This window comes from Actinomadura sp. J1-007, assembly GCF_009793335.1.
GTDB classification, from domain to species: domain Bacteria; phylum Actinomycetota; class Actinomycetes; order Streptosporangiales; family Streptosporangiaceae; genus Spirillospora; species Spirillospora yumaensis.
Genome location: NZ_WING01000001.1, coordinates 3,154,192 through 3,176,310 on the forward strand (window position 1 = coordinate 3,154,192; position 22,119 = coordinate 3,176,310).

At 73.6% G+C, this 22,119-nt stretch carries 22 protein-coding genes, 1 tRNA gene and 1 pseudogene; 7 read left to right on the top strand and 17 right to left on the bottom strand.

Going from position 1 to position 22,119, the window contains the following annotated elements; translation table 11 throughout:
- Positions 1 to 252 precede the first annotated feature (252 nt).
- Entirely contained in the window at positions 253 to 1,263 is a 1,011-nt protein-coding gene (locus GEV43_RS14295; RefSeq protein ID WP_160821114.1) for a pirin family protein, read from the bottom strand.
- 342 nt (positions 1,264 to 1,605) lie between these two features.
- Here GEV43_RS14295 and GEV43_RS50185 point away from each other — a divergent pair, with 342 nt between their 5' ends.
- Positions 1,606 to 1,866: a MarR family winged helix-turn-helix transcriptional regulator gene (locus GEV43_RS50185; RefSeq protein ID WP_241682902.1), complete on the top strand. Its 261-nt coding sequence runs from the start codon at positions 1,606 to 1,608 to the stop codon at positions 1,864 to 1,866.
- A 237-nt stretch (positions 1,867 to 2,103) separates the two neighbouring features.
- Here the strand turns inward: GEV43_RS50185 and GEV43_RS14305 are convergent, their stop codons facing one another.
- A complete protein-coding gene (locus tag GEV43_RS14305; protein WP_241682903.1) occupies positions 2,104 to 2,463 on the bottom strand; it encodes a hypothetical protein in 360 nt (119 codons plus the stop codon).
- A 200-nt stretch (positions 2,464 to 2,663) separates the two neighbouring features.
- On the opposite strand from GEV43_RS14305, the gene GEV43_RS14310 reads away from it, so the two are divergent.
- Positions 2,664 to 3,371, top strand: a complete 708-nt coding sequence (locus GEV43_RS14310; RefSeq protein ID WP_241682904.1) for a M15 family metallopeptidase — start codon at positions 2,664 to 2,666, stop codon at positions 3,369 to 3,371.
- Between the two features lie 227 nt (positions 3,372 to 3,598).
- On the opposite strand, the gene GEV43_RS46825 is transcribed toward GEV43_RS14310, so the two are convergent.
- The 5 genes from GEV43_RS46825 to GEV43_RS50190 all read right to left on the bottom strand — a co-directional run bounded on the left by GEV43_RS46825 (position 3,599) and on the right by GEV43_RS50190 (position 7,662).
- Positions 3,599 to 3,763: a hypothetical protein gene (locus GEV43_RS46825; RefSeq protein WP_164717190.1), complete on the bottom strand. Its 165-nt coding sequence runs from the start codon at positions 3,761 to 3,763 to the stop codon at positions 3,599 to 3,601.
- A 33-nt stretch (positions 3,764 to 3,796) separates the two neighbouring features.
- Positions 3,797 to 4,666: a metal-dependent hydrolase gene (locus tag GEV43_RS14315; RefSeq protein WP_160821116.1), complete on the bottom strand. Its 870-nt coding sequence runs from the start codon at positions 4,664 to 4,666 to the stop codon at positions 3,797 to 3,799.
- 109 nt (positions 4,667 to 4,775) lie between these two features.
- Positions 4,776 to 4,864: transfer RNA gene (locus GEV43_RS14320), tRNA-Ser, on the bottom strand.
- A gap of 106 nt (positions 4,865 to 4,970) precedes the next feature.
- Complete coding sequence (locus GEV43_RS14325) at positions 4,971 to 5,330, bottom strand: signal peptidase I (RefSeq protein WP_160821117.1); 360 nt, start codon at positions 5,328 to 5,330, stop codon at positions 4,971 to 4,973.
- A gap of 28 nt (positions 5,331 to 5,358) precedes the next feature.
- On the bottom strand, positions 5,359 to 7,662 hold the full coding sequence (locus tag GEV43_RS50190) for an AAA family ATPase (RefSeq protein ID WP_309239633.1): 2,304 nt from the start codon (positions 7,660 to 7,662) through the stop codon (positions 5,359 to 5,361).
- A 168-nt stretch (positions 7,663 to 7,830) separates the two neighbouring features.
- On the opposite strand from GEV43_RS50190, the pseudogene GEV43_RS14335 reads away from it, so the two are divergent.
- A pseudogene (locus tag GEV43_RS14335) lies at positions 7,831 to 8,786 on the top strand (NAD(P)H-quinone oxidoreductase).
- A 12-nt stretch (positions 8,787 to 8,798) separates the two neighbouring features.
- Positions 8,799 to 9,344 (top strand): bacterial proteasome activator family protein, encoded by a 546-nt coding sequence (locus GEV43_RS14340; RefSeq protein WP_160821118.1) that lies wholly within the window; start codon positions 8,799 to 8,801, stop codon positions 9,342 to 9,344.
- Between the two features lie 113 nt (positions 9,345 to 9,457).
- Here the strand turns inward: GEV43_RS14340 and GEV43_RS14345 are convergent, their stop codons facing one another.
- The 8 genes from GEV43_RS14345 to GEV43_RS50200 form a co-directional block, all read right to left on the bottom strand.
- The gene (locus GEV43_RS14345) at positions 9,458 to 10,264 is read right to left on the bottom strand and encodes an HAD family hydrolase (RefSeq protein ID WP_160821119.1); all 807 of its coding nucleotides are present in this window, start codon (positions 10,262 to 10,264) and stop codon (positions 9,458 to 9,460) included.
- Between the two features lie 177 nt (positions 10,265 to 10,441).
- A complete protein-coding gene (gene serS / locus GEV43_RS14350; protein ID WP_160821120.1) occupies positions 10,442 to 11,701 on the bottom strand; it encodes a serine--tRNA ligase in 1,260 nt (419 codons plus the stop codon).
- A 53-nt stretch (positions 11,702 to 11,754) separates the two neighbouring features.
- On the bottom strand, positions 11,755 to 12,561 hold the full coding sequence (locus GEV43_RS14355) for a class I SAM-dependent methyltransferase (RefSeq protein WP_206681170.1): 807 nt from the start codon (positions 12,559 to 12,561) through the stop codon (positions 11,755 to 11,757).
- Positions 12,562 to 12,589: 28 nt separating this feature from the next.
- Complete coding sequence (locus GEV43_RS14360) at positions 12,590 to 14,146, bottom strand: hypothetical protein (RefSeq protein WP_160821121.1); 1,557 nt, start codon at positions 14,144 to 14,146, stop codon at positions 12,590 to 12,592.
- Between the two features lie 264 nt (positions 14,147 to 14,410).
- Entirely contained in the window at positions 14,411 to 15,343 is a 933-nt protein-coding gene (gene pheA, locus GEV43_RS14365; RefSeq protein ID WP_160821122.1) for a prephenate dehydratase, read from the bottom strand.
- Positions 15,344 to 15,451: 108 nt separating this feature from the next.
- Complete coding sequence (locus tag GEV43_RS14370) at positions 15,452 to 15,907, bottom strand: DUF4446 family protein (RefSeq protein ID WP_160824525.1); 456 nt, start codon at positions 15,905 to 15,907, stop codon at positions 15,452 to 15,454.
- Entirely contained in the window at positions 15,907 to 16,842 is a 936-nt protein-coding gene (locus GEV43_RS50195; protein ID WP_309239634.1) for a glycosyltransferase 87 family protein, read from the bottom strand. The genes GEV43_RS14370 and GEV43_RS50195 overlap by 1 nt, the downstream gene beginning before the upstream one ends.
- A complete protein-coding gene (locus GEV43_RS50200; RefSeq protein ID WP_241682905.1) occupies positions 16,794 to 17,327 on the bottom strand; it encodes a glycosyltransferase 87 family protein in 534 nt (177 codons plus the stop codon). Before GEV43_RS50200 ends, GEV43_RS50195 begins: the two co-directional genes overlap by 49 nt.
- A gap of 205 nt (positions 17,328 to 17,532) precedes the next feature.
- On the opposite strand from GEV43_RS50200, the gene GEV43_RS14380 reads away from it, so the two are divergent.
- From GEV43_RS14380 to GEV43_RS14385, 3 genes are read left to right on the top strand one after another with little or no spacing between them, the layout of a single operon-like run.
- A complete protein-coding gene (locus GEV43_RS14380) occupies positions 17,533 to 17,736 on the top strand; it encodes a hypothetical protein (RefSeq protein WP_160821123.1) in 204 nt (67 codons plus the stop codon).
- Complete coding sequence (locus tag GEV43_RS47260; RefSeq protein ID WP_175250054.1) at positions 17,724 to 18,191, top strand: hypothetical protein; 468 nt, start codon at positions 17,724 to 17,726, stop codon at positions 18,189 to 18,191. Before GEV43_RS14380 ends, GEV43_RS47260 begins: the two co-directional genes overlap by 13 nt.
- Positions 18,192 to 18,211: 20 nt before the next feature.
- On the top strand, positions 18,212 to 19,798 hold the full coding sequence (locus GEV43_RS14385; protein ID WP_375539093.1) for a hypothetical protein: 1,587 nt from the start codon (positions 18,212 to 18,214) through the stop codon (positions 19,796 to 19,798).
- Here GEV43_RS14385 and mptB read toward each other — a convergent pair.
- Positions 19,680 to 21,230 carry a polyprenol phosphomannose-dependent alpha 1,6 mannosyltransferase MptB gene (mptB, locus tag GEV43_RS14390; RefSeq protein WP_160821124.1) on the bottom strand — a complete coding sequence of 517 codons (1,551 nt, stop codon included), beginning with the start codon at positions 21,228 to 21,230 and terminating at the stop codon, positions 19,680 to 19,682. The genes GEV43_RS14385 and mptB overlap by 119 nt on opposite strands.
- Complete coding sequence (locus tag GEV43_RS14395) at positions 21,227 to 21,961, bottom strand: glycosyltransferase family 2 protein (protein WP_160821125.1); 735 nt, start codon at positions 21,959 to 21,961, stop codon at positions 21,227 to 21,229. Before GEV43_RS14395 ends, mptB begins: the two co-directional genes overlap by 4 nt.
- Between the last annotated feature and the right edge of the window lie 158 nt (positions 21,962 to 22,119).

Here is a 22,119-nt window from a genome sequence, read left to right on the forward strand (position 1 = left end):
CGCCTCCCCGGGCGAACGCCTCCGCGCCTGCGCGCCTTGGAACATGCTGGTCGAATCTGTGTTCGACTCATTCGAACACAGTAGCGCATGCGTACGACCCCGTCACCCGATCCCCCAGAACTCCCGAGAACCCGCCGCGCCCCGCCGAAGCAGAACGGCCACGCGCGCACACTGTCCCGTGCGCACGTGGCCGTTCCACCACAGATCCGCAGCTCAGCCGCACGTTCCTCGGTACGGCGAGCCGCGCGTCCCTCAGGACAGGGACTCGTCGGCGTTGGACAGGTGCGGGACCTTCTCCGCCGGAACGGTCCCCATCCGCCCCGCCTGGAAGTCCTCGAACGCCTGGACGATCTCCTCGCGGGTGTTCATCACGAACGGGCCGTACCGCGCGACCGGCTCGCGGATCGGGAGGCCGCCGAGGACCAGGATCTCCCAGCCGTTCGCGCTCGCCTGCGGCTGCACGTCGGCGGCGCGCACGACCAGCCCGTCCTGCTCGCCCCTGTGGTGCGAGCCCCCGAACACCGCGAGCCGTCCCTCGTCCAGCGCGACCTCCTCCACGCCCGCGGTGCCGCGCCCGGACAGGACGTACACCATGGCGTTGAAGTCGCGCGGCCAGGGCAGCGCCAGGCGGGCGCCGGGCGCGACGGTCGCGTGCAGGTAGTTGATCGGCGTGTACGTGACGCCCGGCCCGTCGTGCCCGCCGACCGAGCCCGCGATCACGCGGACCAGGGACGAGCCGTCCGCGGCGGCGAGCAGCTTGACGTCGCGCGCCTCGATGTCCTGGTAGCGGGGGTCGGCCCACTTCTCGGCGCGCGGCAGGTTGACCCAGAGCTGGACGCCGTGGAACAGCCCGCCCTTGGCGACCAGCTCGGGCGGCGGCTGCTCGATGTGCTGGATGCCGGACGCGGCCGTCATCCACTGGGTCGCGCCGTCGGAGATCAGCCCGCCTCCGCCGGTGGTGTCGCGGTGCTGGAACGCCCCGTCGATGATGTAGGTGACCGTCTCGAACCCGCGGTGCGGATGCCACGGCGTCCCCTTGGCCTCGCCCGGCGCGTACTCCACCGCGCCCATGTGGTCGAGCAGCAGGAACGGGTCGGCCAGGGCCAGGTCGACGCCCGGGAACGGCCGCCGCACCTGGAAGCCCTCGCCCTCCAGGTGGCGCTGGGCGGTGACGACCTTGGCGACGCGGCGCCAGTCGGTCCGGCCGTCCGGCAGCGGCGCCAGGCGCGGCAGGGTCAGCGGGTCCGCCATCACGGCAGGCATGGGGTCTCCCCTCGATCGGTGGGCCGCCGGCACGGTGGACGGTGGCGCTGTCCGCAACATAGTTGAAAGATAAACTATTCCGGGACGGGGGATCCCTCGTACGATGCCCCTGCGCGACTGTAGCGAGGATTAGTTGAATGTTCAACATGTGGCCTATACTCCGGGCATGAGCGAACCACGATGGCTCGATGCGACCGAGCAGCGCGATTGGCGGGCCTACGTGGACGGCAGCGTCCGGCTCACCGAGATCATGGATCGCGACCTGAAGTCCAAGCACGGCCTGTCGGTGTCGGAGTACGAGATCCTCGTCCGCCTCTCCGAGGCCCCGAGCACCGGCTGCGCATGGCCGAGCTCGCCGCCAACGCCAGCCAGTCGCGCAGCCGCCTGTCCCACACCTGCTCGCGCCTGGAGTCCAAGGGCCTGGTCATGCGCGACACCTGCCCCGGCGACAAGCGCGGCGTCTTCGCGATCCTCACCCCGAGGGCTACGCGGCGCTCGAACGGGCCGCCCGCGACCACGTCGAGACGGTCCGCGCGTACTTCATCGACGTCATCGACCCGGCGGACCTCGCGGCCATCGGCCGCGCCTTCACCGCCGTCATGAAGCGCATCCACGGCTGACCCGCCGACCGCGGCCCATCTTCGCGGCACGCCCCGTTCGGGCGGGCGGACCCGTCGGCCCGGCGCCCGCCCCGCGACGCGCCCCGTTCGCCCCGGCGGCCGAACGGTCCGCGGCGGTCCGGAACGGGCAGACGCGGGTGGCGGGGGCGGTACTACAGAGTCACCGACACGCCGGTGAGGAAGCCGACCGAGATCAGGGTGAGGGCGATCCAGCCCGCCATCATCCCGGCGCCGAACGGCCGCCAGCGGCCCCCACCTTCCACACCAGCAGCCCGCCCAGCCCGAACGCCAGCACCAGCAGCGTCACGAACTGCGGCAGCAGGCTCGGCCGCCGGCTCGACATCAGCGGCGCGTACATCATCACCACGTCGACGAACACGAACGTCCCGAACCCGGCCGCGAGCGCGCCGATGTCGCGCCCGCCGAGCGCCTGGGCCCGTTCGCCCAGCGCCTGGACGCGGTCCGAGCGCCACCGCAGGCGCGGCCCGCTCCGCGAGGCGGGCTCGACCTCCACGGTGTGCGCGACGGAGAAGATCTCGTCTTCGAGGCTCGGGAAGTCCTTGTTCTGAGGATCCGCCATGCCGGCTCCCTGGGCCGGGAGGAGCGCCGGGGCAGGCCCGGCGTGGACGGACGTCAACGCGGCGCGCGCCCGCCCCCGGCCCCGTACGGCGAGCACGCTCTCCAACGCACCGTAGCGAATCCAGGGTCCCACGCGAAGTCCGCGCGACGTGCCATCCTGCTGGGATGCCAGGCAGACGGCCACTTCGTGGCGCAGCGTTCATGACCACGTTCGCGGCGGTGACGGTCCTGACGGGCGGGTGCGGCGGCGGATCCGACGACGGCTCGAAGGGCTCCGCGTCGCCCGCCTCGCCGCCCACGGCGAGCGGCTCCTCGCCGTCCGCGTCGCCGACCGGCCCGAAGGCGTTCGAGTCGCGGATCACGAAGGTCTCGGCGGCGACCCTCGACCACTCGTGGCGCAAGGGCTGCCCCGTCCCGCTCTCCGGCCTGCGGATGATCGAGATGACGTACTGGGGGATGGACCGCGAGCCGCACGACGGCGGCCGGCTCGTCGTCAACGCCAAGGCCGCCGACGACCTGGTGAAGGTGTTCAGGAAGCTGTACGACCTGCGCTACCCGATCAAGCGCATGGAGCCCGTGGACGCCTACAAGGGCAGCGACTACGACTCGATCGAGGCCGACAACACCTCGGCGTTCAACTGCCGCAACGCGACCGGCTCGGGCTCGTGGTCGCAGCACGCCTACGGCCTCGCGGTCGACGTCAACCCGTGCGAGAACCCGTACGTCACCGCGGACGGCCACGTCGACCACAAGCACTGCGTGAAGTACGCCGACCGCGAGAACCGCGACCCCGGCGTCATCCACGCGAACGACGCCGTCGTCCGCGCGTTCGACTCGATCGGCTGGGGCTGGGGCGGCGAGTGGGACGGCACGAAGGACTTCCAGCACTTCAGCAGCAACGGCCGCTAGCCCCTTCGGCCCGGACCCGGACCCGGACCCGGTTCGGGCGGCTCGGCGGGCGGACGGCGGCGCGGTTCGTGGAACGGCGCGGACGCGCGCGCGGGGCTCGTTCACGGAAGCTGAGGACGGGCGCGGGGCCCGGAGACAGGCGGGGTGGGGCGCGGCCGGACGGGGTCGGGAGCCCCGGTCCGACGGGCCGTGCGGCGGCGGGGAGCGCCCGCCGCGGGTCGGGCTGGTCAGAGCATGGTGAGGGCGAGCGCCGCGATGACGACGACCGCGAGGACGGCGACGATGCCGACGATCATGCCGACGGGCGGGCCCGACTTCTCGGGCTGCGACTGCTGGGCGAACCGCTGGAACTGGTGGGTCGTGCCTGCGGGATCATTCGCGTTCTGAGACATGCGGACGAGGGTAACGGATGGATTCGGGCGTGTTCATCGCCATTCGCCCGAGAGGGCCGGTCCGGTGGCGCGCGTCTCGACCACCAGCTCGTCGCCCTCGGGCGAGAGTTCGAGCGACGCGGTGACGGACGCCAGCTCGCCCAGCCGGTCGAGGTGCGTGCCTCCGCAGGGCATCTCGACCGTTCCTTCGGGCAGGTCGCAGCGCCAGGTCCGGCGGGCGGCCAGCTCGGGCGAGGGCGCGTCGATCCGTACGGGCGCGTCGGCGGCGACCCACGACGCGAGCAGGCCGTTCATCGTCGCGGTGATGCCCGGGAGATCGTCCGCGAGGCCCTCGGCGGTGAAGCCGGCGCGGCGCAGCGAACGGCCGACGCGGTAGACATCGCGGCTGCCCCGTTCCACGATCCGGGACGAGACGATCGCGAGCGCGTCGAAGTCGGGGCGGCCGAGCCCGTCGGTACGGGCGGGTTCGCGCCAGCGGGGCGCGAGCGCGGCGTTCAGCGCGAGCGCCGTCACGTGGCAGGCGGTGTGCCCTGCCGACAGGGCGCGGCGGCGGACGGGGTCCACGAACAGGAGGGCCTCGGCGCTCTCGGGGACGTGGCGTTCGACGACGTGCACGACCAGCCAGGCCCAGCCGCCCTCGCCGCGCCGCACCGGGATGTCGGCGCCGAGCAGGATGCGTTCGGCGTCGCCCGCGACGCCGGAGCCGGGGCCCGGGTCGAGCGGGACGGCGCCGGTGAGGCAGTCGGCGACCTTCAGCTCCATGCCCTCGGCCTGGATCAGGCCGGAGTCGGCGGGCTGGTCGGGCCAGGAGGGGTCGAGCGGGTGGAACGGCGTCGCGTGCGTGACGATCCCGTAGCCGCCGTCGAGCGGCGCGGACAGCAGCACCGGCGAACGCCCGGACACCTCGCCGGACGGGTACGTGACGTGAGTTGATCCCCGATTTCCCTCACGTTCGCTGACGCTACCAGCAGCGACGCGGCCCTCTCTGACCGGCCGCCGCCCTCGCTCCGTGCGGAGAGTGTGGGATTCGAACCCACGAGGACTGTCCCCAGCCCTGGGCGCTTTCAAGGCGCCTGCACTAGTCCACTATGCGAACTCTCCAGTGACCACGCCCAACGATAGCGGTCGTACGCCGCTGACTTCGACCGCGTATCCGCCTCCCGGCGATCACCCGGGGACGGCCCCGGAGCGGGCGGCGGACGTCGCGTCAGGGGACGCGGTAGCCGGGGATGGACGGCCAGCGCACGGTCATGACGACCGAGTCGTCCTCGGCCTCCCAGGAGTGGTCGACGCCGCGCCGCCACACGACGTAGTCGCCCCGCTCGGCCAGCACCACGTTCCCCTCCGGGAACTCCAGCCGGAACCGTCCGCTGATCAGCACGAGCAGCGCGTCGCGCTTCTCGCCGTCGGTCCACCGCGCGCGCCGTTCGCCGCGCGGGTGGACGCCCCACTTGATCTCGACGTCGTCGCTGTGGCGCAGGTCGCCCTCCGGCTTGAAGTGCCCCAGCAGCCAACCACGGTCCCCGGCGGCGTCGGCCTCCGCCGAGCCCACATAAACCCCGTCCACGAACGGCGACCCTAGCCGAGGGCGCGGGTCACTCGGCGGCCGGGGACTGCGGGCGCTGGAAGGCGAAGCCGTCGCCGACCACGGCGGCGAGGTTGAGGTACGCCTCGCGGGTGGCCGGGGCGAGCTGCTCCAGCTCGACCTCGGCGCCCTCCTCCAGGTGGTCGTCGTACGGGATGCGGACGACGGCGCGGCAGCGGCTCTCGAAGTGCGCCTGGAGCTTGTCGAGGTCCACTTGGCTGCGGGTGCGGTTGCGGACCATCGACAGGACGACGACGCCGTTGCGGACCAGGTGCCCGTGGTCGTGGGCCTCCAGCCAGTCGAGGGTCGCGCTCGCCGAACGGGCGCCGTCCACCGACGGGGAGCTGACCAGGACGAGCTGGTCGGCGAGGCTGAGCACGCCCGCCATCGCCGAGTGCAGCAGGCCCGTGCCGCAGTCGGTGATGCAGACCGAGTAGTACTGCTCCAGCACGACGGCGACGGAGGAGTAGTCCTCGGCGCTGAACGCCTCGCTGACGGCCGGGTCGCGGTCGGAGGCCAGTACCTCCAGGCGCGCGCCGTTCTGCGAGGTGAAGCCGCGGACGTCGGCGTACCGGTGGATCTTGTCGCGTCCGTTCAGCAGGTCGCGGACCGTCGCGGCCGTCTCCAGCTTCACCTTGTCGGACAGCGTGCCGCGGTCGGGGTTGGCGTCCACCGCGATCACCCGGTCGCCGCGGATGGACGACAGCATCGACCCGAGGCCGGTGGTGGTGGTCGTCTTGCCCACGCCGCCCTTCAGCGACATGACCGCGACGCGGTGGTGACCCCCGGCGACGGTCGTGCGGGCGCGGGCGATCAGGTCCTTGCGGCGCAGCTCGGTCTGCGACTCGCCGGGGTGGATGTTGCCGCCGGACGCCTTGTAGACGGCGCGGCGCCACCCGGACGAGGGGGCGATGCGGCGTTCGCCGAGGAGGTTCTCGGAGCTGAGGCTCTCGGAGCTCTCCGGCGCGGGCTGCTGCGGCTGGCCGCCCTGCTGCGGATACCCCGGCCCGGGATAGCCCGGCTGGCCCGGGTGCCCCGGCTGGCCCGGCTGGCCCGGGTAGGGGCCGACCTGCTGCGGCTGGCCCGGCGGCATCTGCGGGTACGCGCCCGGCTGGGGGGCGTAGCCCTCGGCGGGCGGCTGCGGATAGCCCTCGGGCTGCGGGTACTCGGCGGGAGGCTGCGCGTAACCCTCGGCGGGAGGCTGCGGGTAGCCCTCGGGCAGCGGCTGGCCGTCGGGACCGTAGCCGGGCATCGGGGCGTACTGGCCCATCGGCGCGCCCTCCCCGGCGGGCGGGCCCTGCTGCCCCTGCTGGCCCTGCTGCCCGTACTGGTCGGGCGACGGGTACGGCGGGAGCTGGTCGAGCGGCGGCGCGCCCTGCCCGTTGGCCGGGTCGTACGGCTGCTGCGGCGCCGGGCCGGTCTCCCACGGCTGCACCGGGTCGTACACCGGAGGCTGCTGCTGCGCGCCCTCGTAGGGCTGCTGCTGCCCGCCCGCCGCCTCGAACGGCGGCATCTGGGACGGGTCGTACGGCTGGTAGCCGCCTCCCGGGTAGGGCGGCGGGAGCATGCCACCGTCGAACGGCTGGGGCATCGGCCCGCCGTCGTAGGGCTGCTGCGGCTGCGCGGCCTCGAACGGCGGCGGGGTGCCGTAGCCGGGAGGAACGCCGGGACCTCCCGCGCCGCCGCTCGGGTCGCCGTACGCCGGGAAGCCGGGCGGCGGGGGCACCGGGCCCTCACCCTCAGGCTGGGGCGGCGCGCCGAAACCTTCGGGCGCGGCGGGCGGCGGCGGTGCACCGAAACCCTCGGGCGGCTGCGGCGCCTGCCCGTACGTCTCCTGCTGAGGGGCCTGCTCCTGAGGAGCCTGCGGTGGCTGCGGGGCCTGGGCCTGCGGCGGCTGGGGCGGCAGCGGAGGCGGGGCCTGCGGCGGAGGGGCCTGGCCGAAGGCGTCCTGCGGGGGCGGCGGAACGGGCGGCGGGCCGAAGTCCTCGGGCGGCGGGCCCGGGAGCGGCGGCCCGAACCCCTCCTGCTGTCCCTGGAACGGCGGCGGGGCCGCGAGCCACGGGTTGTCGGGCGGGGCGGGGGCCGCCTGCTGCCCGGTCGCCTGCTCGTCGGGCGAACCGGGGCCCGGACCGCCGGGACCGCCGGACGGCGCGGGAGGCTCGGCCTGGCTCGGGGGGACCTGCTCGGCGGGCGCGGACGGTTCGGCCTCGGACGCGGGCGGAACGGCGCCGGAGGGCCCCGCCTCACCGCTCATCGCGTCCAGCGAGGCCAGCCGCTCCTCCAGGGAACGCCCGTCGTGCTCGTTCCTTGCCACCGTTTCTCCCCTCGGGCAAGTCTGAAATGATCATTTACGGAGCAGGTAGGCATTGGCCCCAGGACAGGGTACCTGTGTGCCAATACCATGCGTCTCGGAGTAATGCCCGCATTACCCTCCCAACCATGGCACTCATGGCGTCCCAGGATGCCCGGTAGCGTGATCGGTATGCGTGCGATCGTGATCCGCGAGCCGGGGGACCCGGACGCGCTCGAATGGAAGCAGGTGCCCGACCCCGTCGCGGCCTCCGGCGAGGTGGTCGTGGACGTGGCGGCGAGCGCCGTCAACCGGGCCGACGTGATGCAGCGGATGGGGTTCTATCCGCCGCCTCCGGGGCGTCCGAGTACCCAGGGCTGGAGGTCTCGGGCCGCATCGCCGAGATCGGCGAGGGCGTCACCGGCTGGAACGTCGGCGACGAGGTGTGCGCGCTGCTCGCGGGCGGCGGCTACGCCGAGAAGGTCGCCATCCCCGCAGGGCAGGTGCTGCCCGTTCCGCGCGGCGTGGACCTGGTGGAGGCGGCCGGGCTGCCCGAGGTGGTGTGCACGGTCTGGTCCAACGTCTTCATGCTGGCCGGGCTGGACGCCGGGGAGACGTTCCTCGTGCACGGCGGCGGGAGCGGCATCGGCACCATGGCGATCCAGATCGCGCACGCGCGCGGGGCCAGGGTGCTGTGCACCGTCGGCAGCCCGGAGAAGGCCGAGCGCTGCGTCGCGCTCGGCGCGGACGAGGCGGTCAACTACAAGACCGACGACTTCGTCGAGCACGGGCCGTACGACGTGATTCTCGACAACATGGGCGCCAAATACCTGCCGCGCAACATCGACGCGCTCGGCGCCGGAGGCCGGCTGGTCGTGATCGGAATGCAGGGCGGCGCCAAGGGCGAGCTGGATCTCGGCAAACTCCTGAGCAAGCGCGCGTCCGTGCACGCCACCGGGCTGCGGTCCCGTCCGCTGGACGAGAAGGCGGAGATCGTGGCTTCGGTGCGCGAGCACGTGTGGCCTCTCCTGGAATCGGGGGACGTACGTACGGTGACCGACCAGGCGGTGCCCATGGCGGACGCCCCGCGTGCGCACCGGCTCCTGGAGGAGAGCGGTCACGTCGGCAAGATCCTGCTCACCGTGTGAGGATAAGACGATATGAACGACCCTTCGAAGAACGAATCCGAACAGGAGCCGCAGGTCCTCGTGGTCGGTCCGAACGGTATCGCGATCGAGGGCGGCGCAGACACCGGCAAGGACGAGAAGTCCGTGGCCGAGATGGTCGAGCAGCCCGCGAAGGTGATGCGGATCGGCGGCATGATCCGCCAGCTCCTGGACGAGGTGAAGGCCGCGCCGCTGGACGAGGCCAGCCGCGCCCGGCTGCGCGAGATCCACAGCTCCTCCATCAAGGAGCTGGAGGACGGTCTCGCGCCCGAACTGGTCGAGGAGTTGGAACGGCTGTCGCTGCCGTTCACCGAGGGAACGGTGCCGAGCGAGTCCGAGCTGCGGATCGCCCAGGCCCAGCTCGTCGGCTGGCTGGAAGGGCTGTTCCACGGCATCCAGACGACGCTGTTCGCGCAGCAGATGGCGGCGCGGGCCCAGCTTGAGCAGATGCGCCGCGCCCTGCCGCCCGGAGTGCTCCCGCCCGGGGCCGAGGAGCAGTCGCCGCAGGGCCCGAGGCAGAGCTCCGGCCCGTACCTGTGATCCCGCACGACTGACGAAGCCCGTTCACTCCCGGCGCGCGCGCCGAAGCACCGCTCCGCGCCGGGAGTCGACGGCCCGCCCCGCTCGGCGGTCTTTCCGGCACGAACGGACGGTCAGGGGAAGAGGCGCTCCAAGACGCAGGCCACGCCGTCCTCGTCGTTGCTGCCGGTGGTGTGCGTGACGGCCGCCTTGACGTCCGGGTGGGCGTTGGCGACGCCGTAGGAGATCCCCGCCCAGGTCAGCATCGGCAGGTCGTTCGGCATGTCGCCGAACGCGACGACCGCGCGCGGCGGGACGCCCTGCTCGGCGCAGAACTCCGCGAGCGCGCTGGCCTTGGTGACGCCCTGCGCGCTCATCTCCAGCAGGCCCCGCCCGGACGAGTACGTCACCGTGACCAGGTCGCCGACCGCCTTCTCGGCCTTGTCCGCGAGGGTGCCGGAGTCGGCGTTCGGGTGGAAGGCCAGCAGCTTGGTGCCGCCCCGGCTGACCAGCGTCTCGCCGTCCACGGGACGGCCGCCGAGCGCCTCGGCGTCCCAGCGGCCGAGGTTGTAGCGGGCCTCGAACACGAACCCGGTCGGGTACTCCACCGCGAAGCGGAACTCGGGGACGGCGGCGCGGAGCCGTTCGACCGCCACGGCGATGGTCTCCGGCTCGATCATGTGGGCGCGCAGCACGGTCTCGGTGTGCAGGTCGTAGACCACGGCGCCGTTCGCGCAGATCGCGATCCCGTTGTGGCCGACGGCGCCGGCGATCTCGTGCATCCAGCGGGGCGGCCGGCCGGTCACCATGACCAGCGTCGCCCCGGCACGTTCCACGCGGGCGAGGGCCGCGACGGTACGGTCCGACACGGTGCCGTCGGAGCGCACGATCGTGCCGTCGAGGTCGGTGGCGATCAGGCGCGGCGCAGTGGGCTCGGACATGTCACCTTCCAGTCTCGCCGCACCCCGGTCTCCCTCCGCGTCGCCCGCGGGACGGGCGCGCGGACCTGCCGTGCAGCTCAGACACACCTTAGGCGACAGATCACCACCATTGCCCACATTGGCCACATGCGAGCGGGGACGGCCCGTCCGGCGGGCCGCCCCCTCGTCGTCTCGCGCTCAGTGCTTGACGGGCTCCAGCACCTCAAGGCCCAGCCACTTCTGGAGCGCCTTCGGCACCCGGACCGAACCGTCGGCCTGCTGGTGGTTCTCCAGGATCGCGACCATCCAGCGCGTGGTGGCCAGCGTCCCGTTCAGCGTCGCGACCGGGTGGTTCTTGCCGTCGGGGTCGCGGTAGCGGACCGACAGCCGGCGCGCCTGGAACTCGGTGCAGTTGGACGCCGAGGTCACCTCGCGGTAGGTGTTCTGCGTCGGCACCCACGCCTCGCAGTCGAACTTGCGCGCCGCGCTGGCGCCGAGGTCGCCCGCCGCCACGTCGATCACCCGGTAGGGCAGCTCGACCTTGGCGAGCATCTCCTTCTCCCACTCCAGCAGGCGCCGGTGCTCGTCGCGCGCGTCGGCCGGGTCGCAGTAGGAGAACATCTCCACCTTGTCGAACTGGTGCACGCGGATGATGCCGCGGGTGTCCTTGCCGTACGACCCGGCCTCGCGCCGGAAGCACGACGACCACGCCGCGTACCGCCGCGGCAGCCCGTCGACGATCTCGTTCATGTGGTACGCCGCGAGCGGCACCTCCGACGTGCCGACCAGGTAGAGGTCGTCGCCCGGCAGGTGGTAGACCTCCGGCGCGTGCGCGCCGAGGAACCCGGTGCCCTCCATCGCCTCCGGCTTGACGAGCACCGGCGGGTACATCGGCACGAAGCCCGCCTGCACCGCCTGCTCGATCGCCAGGTTGAGCAGCGCGTACTGCAACCGCGCGCCGACGCCCGTCAGGTAGTAGAACCGCGCGCCCGACACCTTCGCGCCGCGCTCCATGTCGATCGCGCCGAGCGACTCGCCGAGCTCCAGGTGGTCCTTCGGCTCGAAGTCGAACACCGGCGGCTCGCCGACGTGCTCCAGGACGACGTAGTCCTGCTCGCCGCCGGGCGGCACGTCGTCCTCGACGACGTTGGGCACGGCCTTCAGCAGCCCGTCGAGCTCGCCGCCGAGCCGGTCGGCCTCCGCCTCGGCGTCCTTGACCTGCTGCGCCAGGTCCTTGGCGCGCGCGAGCAGCTCCTGCCGCTCGTCGCCCTGCGCCCGGGACACCGACTTGCCGAAACTCTTCTGCTCGGCGCGCAGCCGCTCGAACGACGTCAGCGCGGAACGGCGCCGCTCGTCCAGGTCGAGCAGCGTGTCGACGACGGCCACATCCTCGCCGCGGGCGCGCTGGGACGCGCGCAACCGCTCGGGATCCTCTCGAAGAGCTCGCAGGTCAATCACAGACCCGAGGCTACCGGTGCGGACGGCCCCGGCGCGCGCGGGTTATCGACCGGTCACCGCGTCCCGTGCGCGATCAGGGCGTGGGCGGGCAGCGCGACCTGGCCGTCCCCGCGCCGGTGCTCCGCCACGAGCCGGTCGTACTCCACCTTGATCCGCGCGACGGTCTCCGCGTCCTGCCGCCCGACGACCACGCCGTTCGAGCCGATCCGCGCCAGCGCGCCCGTCTCCCACCACTCCTCCGGGTCCACGAGGTGCTCCCAGTGGACGTCCTCGGCGGCGGCGTCGTCGAAGCCCGCGTCGCGCACGAGCCGTTCGAACGCCTCGCGCTCGCCGAGCTCCATGAACGGCGTCGGCGGGAGGTCGTCCGGCCACTCGACGCCCGCCGCCTCGATCGCGTCCCGCACCAGGGCGAGCGCCCCGGAACCGGGCATCCGCCAGCAGGTCAGGGCGAGCCGCCCGCCGGGCCGCAGCACGCGCCGCAGCTCCTTGACCACCACACCGGGGTCTCCGACGTGGTTGATGACGAAGTTGCCCGCGACCGCGTCGAACGTCCCGTCGGCGAACGGCACGTCGGGCAGCACCGCGACCGTCACGTCCAGCCCGGGTACGTTCCGCCGCGCCGTCTCGGCCATCAGCGGGTCGGCGTCCATCGCGGACACCTCCGCGCCGCGACGCGCCGCCTCCGCCGACACGACGCCCGGTCCCGTCCCGACGTCCAGCACCCGCGTCCCGGCGCCGACGCCCGCCGCGTCCAGCAGCGGCCCGGCCATGTAGGCCGTCAGCCGCGCGAACCCCCGCTGGTACGCGGGCGCGCGCCCCGCCCACAACTCCCGCTCGTACACATCGAAATCAGTCGCCACCCCGGCAGCGTACGCCCGCGCCCCTCGCCTACCGGACGTCGACGTAGTCGCCCGGCCCGCTCGACCCCAGGTACGTCCCGCTGCCCTTGTAGGACGCCATCCACGTCCCGTCCTTGGACGCCTTGAAGCCCTTGCGGAACGCGCCCTTGGAGTCGGTCTTCACGTTCCCGGCGAGCGTCCACTTCGAGGTCCCCTTGGCCCGGAAGTACACGTTGACCACCGCACCGGCCCCGGCCGCCTTCCAGCCCCCGGAGTTGCGCTGGAGCCTGCCCGCCACCGTGAGCGTCCTCCCCTTCCGCACCGGCTCCGGCGAGGCGTTGAAGGAGGTGAACCGCGTCCCGTACCGGACGTCCACGTAGCCGGCCTTGCCGAACGACTCCTGGTCCTGGGTGTCGCTCGACGCGTTGCCGAACGGGCCGCCGTCGTACCAGGCCCGCCAGTACCCGTCCTTCGACGCCGCCGCCGCTGCCGTGAAACGGCCCTGCCCGTCGGTGCGGACGTTCTTCAGGTTGCGCCAGTCCTTGCCGTCCGCGGAGAACTGGAGGGTGACCAAGCCGTCCGTGGCCACGGCGCGGGCGCCGGTCAGCCGGGGGCGGACGACCTGGCCGCGCACCGTCACCGCGCCGCCCGCCGCGACGGGGCTCGGGCCGACACTCGTCGCCGTGACCGCCGTGGGCTGGTGCACGTACACGGTCCCGGTGCCCGCGGCGGAGTCGCCGTAGCCCCGGTCGGACCCGTCCAAGTCGAACGCCGCCTGCCACTGGCCGCTCGCCGGGACGGGCACGGCCACGCTGTAGCGCCCGTCCGCCCCGGAGACCGTCTCGGCGCTCCTCTCCCTGGCCTTGGTGTCGCGGTTGTAGAACGTGATCGCCAGAGGCTTGCGGGGGAGCGGCCCCCACGCGCCGGCCGCCGTCCTGCGCTCCAGCAGGCCGGAGACGGTCACCTTGTCACCGGCCAGAGGGGCTTTCGTGGAGGCGATGGAGATTCGGGTCTCCAACTCGCGGAACGCGATCGTGTTGCTGTCGGCCCAGGTCGCGCCGTGCGTGCCGTCCCCGGCGTAGGTCACCGTCACCATCCGCGCCGCAGGCGCCTTCCCGGAGAACGTCCCGTCGGCGCGCGTCACGAACACCCCGTCGCCCGAGGTCACCCGGGCGCCCGCCAGCGGCCGCTCGGTGCCGTCCGGGTCGAACGAGGTCAGGCGCCCGGTGAGGTCGAGCGGGCCGCTCTCGGCGTCGTACACCTCGGGAGAGATCCGGACGTCGGACAGCTTGGACCTGAGCCGCCGGGTCACCCTGCTGGCGTCGGTCTTGTCGGTGCGCTCGCCGTCCGCACTCCAGACCGACACGTCCACGGCGAAGTCGCCCACAGGCGGCAGGGTCACCCGTCCGGCCGACCTCCACCGGTCGAGGACGGGGGTCAGCGCGCCGTCCAACGCGAAGTCGGAGAGGACCGCGACGACCTCGGCGGTACCGGCCCGCCGCACCCTGAGCTCGATCCGCCGGACCTGCGGCTCGTGCGTCACCTCGACCTTCCCCGTCCCGTCGCCCAGGACGGCCGCGCTCCTGATGACCGGGCCGCCCGTCACCGCGGGGACGCCGCGGACCCGGAACCGGCGGACCCGGAACCGGCGGAGCGGGGAGCGTCCGCAACGGCCGGTAGAGCCGAGATGGTGGGCAGGATCGCGGCCGTGAGGGCGGCCACCGCCAGTCGTCGTCGCACGTAACGCCTCCAAGATCCGTTCGCACGGAGAGGACGCACCACCACGATCACGGGTTGGCCGCGCCGGCCGATTTCATGATCACGATCGGATCACCGGGGCGTCTGCGCCGCCCGCGCAGCGGTGGGGCGGCTACGGGTGGCCGGTGCGGACGGACTCCAGCCAGGCGGCGGCCTCGGTGAAGTCGGCGTCGTGGGTGCCGCGGCGGATCTCGGGGCGGACGTGGTCGGCGCGGGGGTACGAGCCGACGAAGCGGACGTCGGCGCAGACGCGGCGCAGGCCCATGAGGGCCTCGCCGACGCGGGCGTCGGAGACGTGGCCCTCGAAGTCCATCCAGAACAGGTACGAGCCGAGGCCCGCGCCCGTCGGGCGGGACTGGATCAGCGTCAGGTTGATGCCGCGCACGGAGAACTCGGTGAGGATCTCCAGCAGGGCGCCCGGGTGGTCCTCGCCGATGAACGCGACGGCCGAGGTGCGGTCGGAACCGGTCGGCTCGGGCGGGGCGCAGGGGCGGCGCAGCGCCACGAAGCGGGTGACCGCGTCGGCGACGTCGTGGATGTCCTCGGCGAGGACGTCCAGGCCGTAGCGGGCGGCGGCGAACGAACCGGCCAGGGCCGCGTCGTAGTGGCCGTCGGCGACGTGCTGGGCGGCCTCGGCGTTGGACGTCGCGGCGCGCCACTCCGCGTCGGGAATGTTGTCGGCCAGCCACCGGCGGCACTGCGGCTGGGCGTGCGGGTGCGAGGCGACGGTCTTGACGTCGGCCATGGACGTGCCCGGACGCACCAGCAGGGCGAACGACACGGGCAGGGCGACCTCGGCGACGATCTGGAGGGGCTCTCCGGTCGCCAGCTCGTCGAGGGTCGTCGGCACCGATCCCTCGACGGAGTTCTCCAGCGCGACGATGGCGGCGTCGACGTCGCCGCGGCGCAGCGCGTCGAGGACGGCGGGGACCGTGGCGTACGGGAGGTGCTCGGCGCCCTCGGAGTCGGGCAGGGACGCGAGCGCGGCCTCGGTGAACGTGCCGCTCGGCCCTAGGTAGGCGTAGCTCCTGGTGCGTCCGGTCACGAGGTCCCCCGGCTCGTAGCGGTGCGGATGGTCGAGGCAGATTGCGGATGTTACGGGACGGATTGCGAAAACGAGACAGATGTGGTGTGAGAGACGAGTTTACGCCGCTCAGAGCCGGGCCGACGATGTGTGGTCACCGCCGAAGTCGGCGAGCGGGTCGTCCATGGTCACGACCGGCCCCTTGCCGAGGCGGGCGGCGCGCAGCGCCTGGTTCTCCTCGGGGGACAGCATCTCGACCGCGTGCCCCTGCTGGACGACCTTGGCGTACGTGCGGGTCTCGGTGCGGCCGTTGATCGAGCTGACCACGACGCCGTCGCCGGTGGCGTTCAGCAGGGCCAGCGAGAACGACCGGTGCCCCGACATCTCCTTCAGCGCGTCGTAGTGCACGATGGCGAGGTCGCGGATGGCCCGGTCGTCCACGGTGCCGCTCGCGACCTGCAACTGGCGCCGCAGCGCGTCGGCGCACTCCTCGACCACCTGGTTGGCCCGGTTGTGGGCGACCACCGCGATGGACAGTCCGGCCACCCCGGCCACCAGACCGGCGACGGCCACCGCGACAAGCATCACGGGGCGAGCGTACCGACCCCGGCCGCACGGCGCGAAGGATCCTCGCGAACCGCCCGTTCCGCCAGGCGTCCGACGAGCCACCGGCCGAGGACGGCGACCATCGCGATGGCGGCGGCGCCGAACAGGTCCTGGACCACCCGGCCGAAGAACACGGCGATCAGGGAGTGGTCGGGGCCGAGCAGCCGCGTCCCCAGCCAGGGCAGGGGGAACAGGAAGTAGGCCCAGACGCCCGCCGCGACCAGACATCTCCGCGTGTCCCGGCCATCGCCGACCAGAGCGCCGATCACCGCGATCATCCAGACAAGGTGGTGGATCCAGCCCACCGGGGACAGCAGCACCGACAGCAGCCCGGTGATCGCGACGCCCGCGAGCAGCAGGCTGTAGGCGTCCGGCCCGGCGAGCCGGTCGGCGGCGGCGAGGTGGTCGGTGCCGCCCACCCGGCCCGTGCCGACGAAGCGGTCGCCGCCCGCGAGCCGGTCGGCGGCCAGCGTCGTGCGGCGGGCCAGCCGGAACCCGTAGTACGCCATGGCGAGCGCGAGGACGAGCCAGATCCCGGACCGCAGCGGCCCCTCGGTTGTGAGCCTCGCCACGATCCCGTTGATCGCCTGGTTGGTCGTCCCGTTGACCGCGCCGGTACGGTCGCCGCCTTCCAGCAGGGCCCCGAACCAGTAGTCGGCCGAGTCGTGCGGCAGCAGCGCGAACGCGCCCAGCCAGGCCGCGGCGGCCGTCAGCATCGCGTTGACGGCGGCCTCGCGCCGGCCGGTGAGCAGGAAGTAGATGAGGAAGACGCCCGGCACGAGCTTGATCGCGATCGCGAGGCCCACCAGCATCCCGCGCGGCCAGCGCGCCGAGCGGGTGCAGCAGTCGGCCAGGCACAGGGCCATCAGGAACAGCCCGACCTGCCCGAACCGCGCCTGGTCGTACGCCGGCACCAGCCACGCCGCCCCGCCGCGAGCGCCCCGGCGGCGATCGGCGCGTACCGCCCCGTCCGCCGGATCAGGTCGCGGAACGAGTACGCCACGATGATCAGCAGCGCGGCGTACATCGCGGCCATCCACGCCCACTGGGCGGCCCGCCAGGACAGCAGGGTGAGCGGCGCGGCCAGCACCGCGGCGAACGGCGGGTAGGTGAACGGCAGGAGCTGCGGCGGCTGGGTCAGCACGTCGTACAGCGGGGCCCCGCGCAGCACCGCGCGCCCGCCGTCGAGGTAGACCTCCAGGTCGACGAGCCGCTGGTCGGGCGGGTTGCCGAGCCACCGGGTGACGATCGGCGCGATCGCGGCCACCGCGATGGCGGCCCCCGCGAGCAGGATCACCAGGTCCGCCGGCGACCCCCACCGCCGCCCGTCCGGTCGCCCGTCCGGCCGGGCGTCCGGTCGGGCGTCCGGCTCCCGGGGGGCTCCACTGCCTGCACGCATGCCCTCATCCTGGCGCAATCGGGCCGCTGTTTCCTTCGGCCGGTCCTCGTCCAGCCCGGCCCACCCGGGCTTCAGCCCCGCGCATCCGGGGCTGCCGGTCACGATCGGCAAGCAGGATATGCGCCGCCACCACCCGGCATTCCACAGGTTCCGGGCATTGGTAGATCGCCAACAGCCCCATTGGCCCCTGTGTAACCTGAACGTCATGAGGCGGTGGGGGGCGTGGATCGGCATGTTCATGGCCGCCGTCGTGGCGCTCTTCGGCGCCCTCTCGCTCTCCCAGGCGGCCTCCCCCGCGAGCGCCGCCGCGAGCGCCGCCGCGAGCGCCGCCGCGCAGGCGTCCCCGTCCCGAACGGCACGGCGGGCGGAGCGCCGGGCCGGGTCGCCGTGGTGGGCGTGCCCGGTCTGATGTGGAGCGACGTCACCCGCGACACCACCCCGGCGCTGTGGGGGCTCATGGCGCAGGGCGCCGGGGCCGGGCTCAGCGTGCGGACGACCAAGACCAACACCTGCCCCACCGACGGCTGGCTGACGCTGTCGGCCGGGCAGCGGTCGCGGCTCGCGCACGGCGACTGCGCGCTGCCCTCGGCGCCGATCGTGAGCGGGCAGCCCTCCCCCGCGGGACCGCCGCCGGAGGGCGGGGCCGTCGCGCCCGGCTGGCCCGCGATCAAGTCCGACAACGCGCACACCTCGTACCACGCGCAGGTGGGCCTGCTCGGCGACGCGATGCACAAGGCGGGCGGCTGCACGACGGCGGTCGGGCCGGGAGCGGTGTTCGGCCTGGCCGACGGCGCGGGCCGCGTCGACCGCTACGTCGAGTCCCCGACAAGGCGACGGCCGCCGACTGGTCGCGCTGCGGCCTGACCGCGGTGGACGTGGACGAGATGTTCCACGCCTACCTCAACGCGGGCGTCGACCCGCACGGCGACCAGGTCCCGCTGGAGGACGAGAAGCGCGCCGCCGCCGCGGCCGCCGCCGACAAGCGCGTCGCGCAGGTGCTCGCCGGGCTGCCCGCCGGGACGACCGTGCTGGTGGCCGGGCTCGCCGACACGGGCGTCACGCCGCACCTGCGAGTCGCGATCGCGAAGGGCCCCGGGTACGGCAAGGGCCACCTGTCGTCCAGCGCGGTACGGCAGCCGGGCATGGTCACGCTGACCGACACGACGTCCACCGCGCTGAAGCTGCTCGGCCTGCCCGAGCCGAAGCAGGCCGTGGGCTCGCAGTGGCGGTTCGACCAGAGCGACTCCACGACCGAGGACCGCGTCGGCTCCCTCGTCGACGAGGACGTGGCCGCGCAGGCGATCCGTTCCGTCCAGGGCTCGTTCTACTGGGTGCTGTTCGCGACGCAGCTCCTGCTGTACGGGATCGCGGCCGTGGCGCTGCGGCGGCTGAACGACCGGCCGCAGTCGCGGGCGCGGATCCTCGGCGGCACGCGGGTGATCGCGCTCATCGGGGGAGCGGCGCCGGGCGCGTCGTTCCTCGCCGGGGTGGTGCCGTGGTGGAAGGCCGGGCATCCGACGCCCGTGCTGATCGGCGCCGTGCTCGGGTTCAGCGTGCTGCTCGCGGCGGCCGGGCTCGCCGGGCCGTGGCGGCGCTCGCCGGTCGCGCCCGGACTGGTGATCACCGGGGTGACGGCGCTGGTGCTCGCGCTGGACGTGATGTCCGGGTCGAGCCTCCAGCTCAACTCGCTGATGGGCTACACCGCGCTCGTCGCCGGACGGTTCTACGGCTTCGGCAACCAGGCGTTCTCCCTGTTCGCGGTGGCGGCGATCCTGACCGCGGCGTGGCTCGCCGAGTACCCGCTGAAGGCGGGCCGCAGGTTCGTCGCCGTCGGCGTCGTCGCGGTGGTGGGCGTGTTCGCGGTCGCGGTGGACGGGCTGCCCGCGTGGGGCGCCGACTTCGGCGGCGTGCTCGCGATGGTGCCCGCGTTCGCGATGCTCGGGATGCTGGTCGCGGGCAAGAAGGTCTCGCTGTGGAAGCTCGGCGCGTTCTGCGTGGCGGGGCTCGCGCTCGTGCTGTTCATCTCGTACCTGAACGCGCAGAGCGCCAACCCGACGCACCTCGGCCGGTTCTGGCAGGACCTGATGGGCGGGGACGCCTGGGACGTGGTGGAGCGCAAGTTCAGCGCGATGGTCGGCAGCCTCGGCTACTGGCCGTTCACGCTGGCGCTCGCGGGGGCGGTCGGGTTCCTGTTCTTCGTGCTGGCGCGGCCGACGCGCTACCGGGCGTCGCTGCTCGACAAGGCGTACCAGCGCAGCCGCACGATGAGGCCCGCGCTGATCTGCGCGCTCGCGGTCGGCGTGATCGGCACCCTGGTGAACGACTCCGGCGTGGTGATCCTGTCGGTGTCGTTCAGCCTCGCGACCCCGCTGATGCTCGCGTCGGGCGTCCGGTCGTGGGAGATGGACCTCCAGGACGAAGGCAGGCAGCGGTCAGAGCGGCCAGAATCCCGATCAGCGTCAGCGGGATGACCCACGGCCGCACGACCGTGAACAGCCACGACAGGTCGTCCGGCATCCCGATCCGCTCGGGCGCGCGGGCGGGCAGGTAGGCCGCGCTCAGCGCGGCGGTGTGCGCGAGCAGGATCCAGTCGATCCTCGACCAGGGGAGCAGCGCGAGCAGCGCCCACCCGAACCCGTCGTACCAGGGCAGCTCGTACGGCGCGGCGAACAGCCAGGCCACCATCAGCGCCGCCGCCATCCGGCGGCTGTCCCCCGCCTCGCCGCCGTCGCTCGGCAGGCCCCGCGCGAGCAGCACGACCAGGACCAGGGCGAGCGCCATCGACCCGCTCTTGACGACCGTGCGGTGCGCGCCGCGGCCGAGCGCGTCGTCGAGCAGGTGCCAGGGCGTCGCGAGCGAGACCATGTTGCTCGCGTCGTTCACCCGGTCGAGCACGTGCGGGCCGCCGAGCCAGAACGCGACCGCCGCGACCGCTCCCGAGCCGAGGAACAGCGCGGCCAGCCGTACGATCGCGCTCCGGTCCGCACGGGCGCGCAGCAGCAGGGCCCACGCGGGGCCGCCGCCGACGAGCGCGGCGGGCAGCTTGATCGCGGTGCCCGCGCCGACGAGCGCGCCCGTCGCGAGCGACCGCCACCCCCTGCTCCCGCCGTTCCCCGTGAACAGCGCCAGCGCCGCGACCATCGGCGCGATCGCGAGGGTGTCGTTGTGCGCGCCCGCGACGAGATGCAGCAGGACGAGCGGGTTGCACGTCCACAGCAGCGCCGTGCGGAGCCGCCGCTCATCCGTGCGGGACGCCAGGTAGAGGATCAGCGCGACCGCGGCGAACGCCAGCGAGTTGAGCAGCGACATCACGAACACCGTGAGCCGCAGCGAGCCGTTCCCCGCCCACGACGCGAACGCCTGCCCCGCCGTGGTGATCGGCCCGTACGTCGACGGGGTGCGCCGCCACTCCTCCGGCGCGCCGATCACGGGGTCGCCGGGCACGTCCACCGCGTGCGTGACGTACGGGTCGCGCCCGGTCTCGGCCATCCGCCCGTACGAGGCGTAGTTGAGATGGTCTGAGGACCCGATCGGCGGCAGGAACGTGAACGCCGCCACGACCGCGAGCCCCGCCACGAGCAGCGGGAGCGGCCGGACCCGCCAGCCGCGCCGTACCGCGAACAGGCACAGCCCGAGCCCGGCCGTCCCGGCGAGCACCCCGAAGGCGACGAGCGCGACCACCAGGTAGGGGGACGGCTGGACGGCCAGCGCGTAGGGCGGCTCCCCGGCGCGTCCCGGCAGCGCCGGCTCGAACACCGACGGCCCGAGCAGCGCGGTGACCAGGAAGCATCCGGCGCCGAGCGCGATGCCCGCGAGCCCGGCGGAGCCCTGCCACACCCGTCCCGCCGGACCCGGGGGCGGCTCGTCCGCCGCGACGCTCCGTCCGGCGGGGAGGGACTTCACGGGCGCGGACGGCCGCGCAACCGGGCGAGCCGTTCGGCCACGGCCGGCTCCCGCACGGCGAGCGCGCGGGCGACGTCGCGGAACTGCCGGGCCCGGTGCACCTGCGCGCGCCAGTCGGTGCCGGTCGCGCGGTGCGAGAGCGGCACCTCGACCTCGCGCACGCGGAAGCCCTGCCGGACCAGGTCGATCGTGAGCGCGGTCTCCACACCGAAGCCGGCGGCGAGGGGCCGGGCCGCCTCGAACGCCTCGCGGGTCAGGCAGCGCTGGCCGTTCAGCGGCTGCGTCGCCTGGAACCCCGACGCGCGCCGGATCCCGTCGCGGGACAGGCGGACGACGAACCCGTGCCCGCCGAGCTTCACCGTCGTCGCGAACGCCGCGATCGTCATGTCGGCCTCACCGGCCCGCACGGGCTCGGCCAGCGGCGCGGCGTCGCGCGCGGTCTCGGCGAGGTCGGCGTCGAGGAACAGCAGGTGGCGCGGCTGCTCGCGGTCGCCGTCGAGGATCGTGACGGCCTCGGCGCCGCTCTCCATCGCGGCGCCCTTGCCGCGGTTGCGGCCGTGCCGGACGACCCGGGCCCCGGCCTGCTGCGCGACCCGTCCGGTGCCGTCGGCGGAGCCGTCGTCGACGACCACGACCAGGTCGGCGCCGGGCAGTTCGAGCGCGGCCTTGACCGTGGCCGCGATGCGGTCGGCTTCGTTCTTGGCCGGGATGATCACGGCTACGTCCTGCATAACGGTGATCGTAGTGCGCCCGCGCCGGAGCCGCCGGTATCGCCGGGCGCCCGCTCCGGGGACGGGCCGGGCACGGCGACGGCCCGCGGGAGGCGGGCCCCCGCGGGCCGTCGGCGCTGTTCGGTGGTGATGGACGGGACGGTGAACGGACGGTGATC